This is a genomic window from Afipia birgiae 34632 (assembly GCF_000308295.2).
Classification (GTDB): Bacteria; Pseudomonadota; Alphaproteobacteria; order Rhizobiales; family Xanthobacteraceae; genus Afipia; species Afipia birgiae.
The window spans coordinates 118100-121273 of the sequence record NZ_HG326656.1; the positions used below are offsets into that span (position 1 = coordinate 118100).

The 3174-nt window shown below is 67.4% G+C and carries 3 protein-coding genes; all 3 read left to right on the top strand.

From position 1 onward, the window contains the following. Nucleotides 1-6: 6 nt before the first annotated feature. On the top strand, nucleotides 7-1962 hold the full coding sequence (locus BN32_RS27415; RefSeq protein WP_430641987.1) for a heavy metal-binding domain-containing protein: 1956 nt from the start codon (nucleotides 7-9) through the stop codon (nucleotides 1960-1962). Next, nucleotides 1959-2858: an NADH-quinone oxidoreductase subunit H gene (locus BN32_RS25460; protein WP_040427768.1), complete on the top strand. Its 900-nt coding sequence runs from the start codon at nucleotides 1959-1961 to the stop codon at nucleotides 2856-2858. Before BN32_RS27415 ends, BN32_RS25460 begins: the two co-directional genes overlap by 4 nt. Nucleotides 2859-2866: 8 nt before the next feature. Next, on the top strand, nucleotides 2867-3174 hold a 308-nt coding region (locus tag BN32_RS25465), incomplete at its 3' end, for an NADH-quinone oxidoreductase subunit J family protein (protein WP_202962538.1).

Consider the following 3174-nt stretch of genomic DNA (forward strand, 5'->3'; position numbering starts at 1 on the left):
CGGTCGATGGGGATCGACCTTGCCAATGCGTACCTGCGGATTGTGGGCACCCCGCGCCATGCGAACGTGCTGATTATTGCGGGCCCCTTGGACGTAGGGCTGCGCGATGCGGCCGCCGTGGCCTATGCACAGATGCCGCGTCCGCGCACGATCCTTGCACTGGGCGCGGGCGACATCGCCCCGTTGCCCGATGCGGACGTCTCGGCACCACTGACACAGGCCGGGCTGCACTCTGGGTTGGCCGATCTGCGCCGCGTTGTCGCGGCAGGCGCGTTTCGCGCAAACACCGGGGAGTTTACCGCCGCCGCTCTTGAGGTGCGCGTGGAATACACCTGCCCAATGCATCCCGAGATTGTCCGCGACGCCCCCGGAGACTGCCCCAAATGTGGCATGACGCTGGTGCCGCGCGAAACAGCGTCCGATGGACATGGTGGGCACGGTGGCCACGACATGCCCCGGGAGGACAGGCCAAACCCCGCCGATCACGCACATGCGGGCCACGCTCACGACGCGGGCGGGTCGGGGGCATACACTTGCCCGATGCACCCCGAGGTGATCAGCGACGCATCAGGCAAGTGCCCCAAATGCGGCATGAACCTGGCGAAGGCGGAGGAGGTGGAAAGCCACGGTCACGGGCATGGGCATGGGCACGCAAGCCACGCGCCCTCCGCGCATGGCGATCATGCCGGTCACGACGACAAGGCGGGCGGGTCGGGGGCATATAGTTGCCCGATGCACCCCGAGGTGATCAGCGATGCACCGGGCAAGTGCCCTAAATGCGGCATGAACCTGGTGAAGGCGGAGGAGGTGGAAAGCCACGGTCCCGGTCACGGTCCCGGGCATGGCGGTCACGGCGGGCATGGCAAACAGCAGGACCATTCCGGCCACGATGGGCATGCCGGACATGGCGGCCACTCCAAGGCCACTATCGACGGGATCGAGCCGCATTTCATGTCGATGGTCGAACTGACGGAAGGCCAGCCGCGCAGCAGCGACGGGTTGCAGATGGACTGGATCGAGGTGCCGTTCGGGCCGTTCTTTCCGGGCCTGCCCGCAGGGCTGCGCCTGACCCTGACGCTGGACGGCGATACCGTGGCGGCCAGCGAGGTCAGGAGCCTTGTGGGCAGGGCGGAACTGGTGGATGGTCCGCCGATGGCGGTGGTCGATTTCGTCGAGCGTCTGGCCGCGATGATGCCGCTCAGCCCCGTGGCCTATCGCATTCTCGCCTGCGCATCGATCGAGGAGGCCGCCCGCGTCGACCCCGGCCAGAACGCGCGCCGTGGCCGCGCCGCCGCGGGGGAACGCGAGCGGATCGTCAGCCATCTGGGCTGGCTGGCCGAGTTCGGCACGCAGTCGGGGTTTCTCTGGCTTGCCGCGCGGGCCGGGGCGTTGCAACTGGCGGTGCGGGACGCTGACATTGACGGGATCGCCGCGCAGGCCCTGGCGATCCGGCGGCTGATCCGCCGGGTCGAGGCAGCGCCGCTGATGCGGATGCGGCTGGGACGGATTGCGCGCATCGGCAAGGACACCCCGGCGAGCGGCCCGGTGGACCGGGCGCGGGGTGGCGGATCGGATGCCCGTACGGGTGATCCAACGCTGAAGGATCTCGGGTTCGAAATGCGCGTCCGCAACGGCGGCGATGCGCTGGCGCGGCTGCGGCTGCGCTGCGACGAGATCGCCCAAAGCCTCGACCTGATCGCGGCCGCCGGGATGATTGCTGTGCCGCAGGTGCCGGATGTGGACAGGGTGTCGGGCGAGGGCGAGGCTCGCATCGAAACACCGCGCGGCACGGCGTCGCTGCGCGTGAAGCTGGCCAATGGCAAGGTGGTCGAGGCCGATCTCGACACGCCGACAGACGTGAACATCGCCCTTGTCGAAACGGTGACGGCGCAGCGGGAACTGGGCGATGCCCTGAGCGCCGTCGCCTCGCTCGACCTGTCGCCCTGGGAGGTGCGTGGATGAGCATTCTTGTCGTTCTCCTGTCGCTCGCCGCCGGGGCCTATGCGCTGGCCGTCATCGAACGATGGGCCGTGCATGGACACCTGAGCCTGACGGGTCCGGCCTGGGCCGCCCTGGCGCTTATGGGGCAGGAATCGCTGCTGGCGCGCAAATCTGACTGGTTGTTCTTTGAGCTTGGGCCGGTGCTGCTGTTGGTGGCGGGGCTGATGGCGGTGGCGGTGATCCCGCTGGCACCGGAGCTTATCATTACCGATCTGGCCACCGGGGCGCTGTTTTTGAACGCTGCGCTGGCCTATGTGCTGGTGGCGCTGATCATGGCGGGCTGGGGGCCGAACGGGGCCTACGCAATGATTGCGGGCTGGCGGTTCCTGGGCCAGTTCATTGCCTATGCCATGCTGATCGTGATGCCGATCACCGCCGTCGCCATGCGGGCGGAGTCGCTCTCGACGGTTGAGATCGTCGCCTCGCAGGCGCAGCTCTGGAACGTGCTGTACCAGCCGATGGGGTTTGTCCTGTTCGTCGTGGCGGCGATGGGGCTGGCCTGGCTGCCGCCGCTGGACCTGCCCGATGCTACCGGCGAATTGGCCGGCGGGGTCGAGGCAGAATATACCGGCGTGCGGCTGGCGGTGCTGCGGCTGGCGCGGATGGTCATTATCCTGGCGCTGGCGGGGGCGACGGTGACCTTCTATTTGGGCGGCTGGCTGGGCCCGTGGCTGCCCGCCTGGGCCTGGAGCGCGATCAAGATCCTGGCCGTGGCTGCGGCTATGCTGAGTGTCGGACGCTACATGCCGCGCATCCGCGAGGCGCGCTATCTGGCGCTGAGCTGGAAGCTAGGGATCTCGCTGGCGCTGGCCAATGTCTTTGTCGTGGGCGTGATCGCCCTGGTGGTGCCGATATGACGGTTCAGATGATCTTTCTGGCGTTCTTCGGCGGCGCGGCGATGTGGTTCGGCGTCGTGGTCTTTCGCACCCATTCGATGGTGCGCTCGGCGTTGGCTCTGCTGTTCTCGCAGACCGCGATCGGGGCGATGTTCCTGGTCATGCAGGCCGAGTTTCTGGGCGTGTTGCAGATCATGATGATGGCCACGGAAATGAGCGTGATGGCGATTTTCATGGTGATGTTCATGATGGATCCGGGTGGCCTGGGCAAGATGGACATGACCCACCAGAAACGCCTGTCGCTCTGGGCCGGGGGCATTGGGCTGCTGGCCGCCTT